Source organism: Corallococcus sp. AB049A (assembly GCF_003668885.1).
In the GTDB taxonomy this organism is placed as follows: Bacteria; Myxococcota; Myxococcia; order Myxococcales; family Myxococcaceae; genus Corallococcus; species Corallococcus interemptor.
This window is the reverse complement of sequence record NZ_RAWL01000860.1, coordinates 1-763: the sequence shown is the minus strand read 5'-3', so window position 1 is coordinate 763 and position 763 is coordinate 1. Positions and strand designations below refer to the sequence as shown.

1 protein-coding gene is annotated in these 763 nt (G+C 72.2%); it reads left to right on the top strand.

What is annotated here, in order from left to right; all coding sequences use genetic code 11:
- On the top strand, positions 1-763 hold a 763-nt coding region (locus tag D7X55_RS39950), incomplete at both ends, for a condensation domain-containing protein (RefSeq protein WP_233610394.1).

Genomic DNA, 763 nt, shown 5'->3' with positions numbered 1-763 from the left:
CTGCGTTGGATTCGCACTCTGGCCAGGACGCTGAGGCGCTGGTGGGCTGGCTGCGCGACATCGTGGCCCGGCACGCGCGCATGCTCCGTGAGGACATCGACGTCGATGCTCCGGTGACGCGCTACGGGCTGGACTCGCTGGGCGCGGTGGACCTGGCCCACGAAGTCGGCACGGGCATGGGCCTCACGGTGCCCATGGAGTGGCTGCTCCAGGGCCCGAGCATCACGTCCCTGGCGCACCGGCTGGCGTCCCTCCGTGACACCGCCGGCTCCGCGCCTCGCCGCCGCGACCTGGGCGGGGACCGCGAGGCTTCGTCCTCACAAGCCCGGCTGTTCTTCCTGTCGAAGTACGCACCCGGAGACGTCTCCTACAACCTGCCCGCCGCCGTGCGCCTGGAGGGCTCGCTGGACGTGGCCGCGCTGGAGGGCAGCCTCGTGGCGCTCGCGGCCCGGCATGAAGGCCTGCGGACCTCCTTCCGCGAGGCACCGGGACAGCCCCGGCAGATCATCTCCGCGGATGCGTCCCTGCCGCTGGCCCGGGTGTCTCTGGAGTCCCTGCCCGCCGAAGCCCGCGAGGCCGAAGCGCTCCGCCTGGCCCATGAAGAGGCCCGCCGCCCGTTCGACCTGGAACGCGGACCGCTGGTGCGCGCCACGCTGCTCACGCTGGATGCTCGGACCCACGTGCTGGTGCTCGTCATGCACCATGCCGTGTCGGACGCCACGTCCATGGCGGTGCTGGTGCGCGACGTCTCCGCCATCTACGC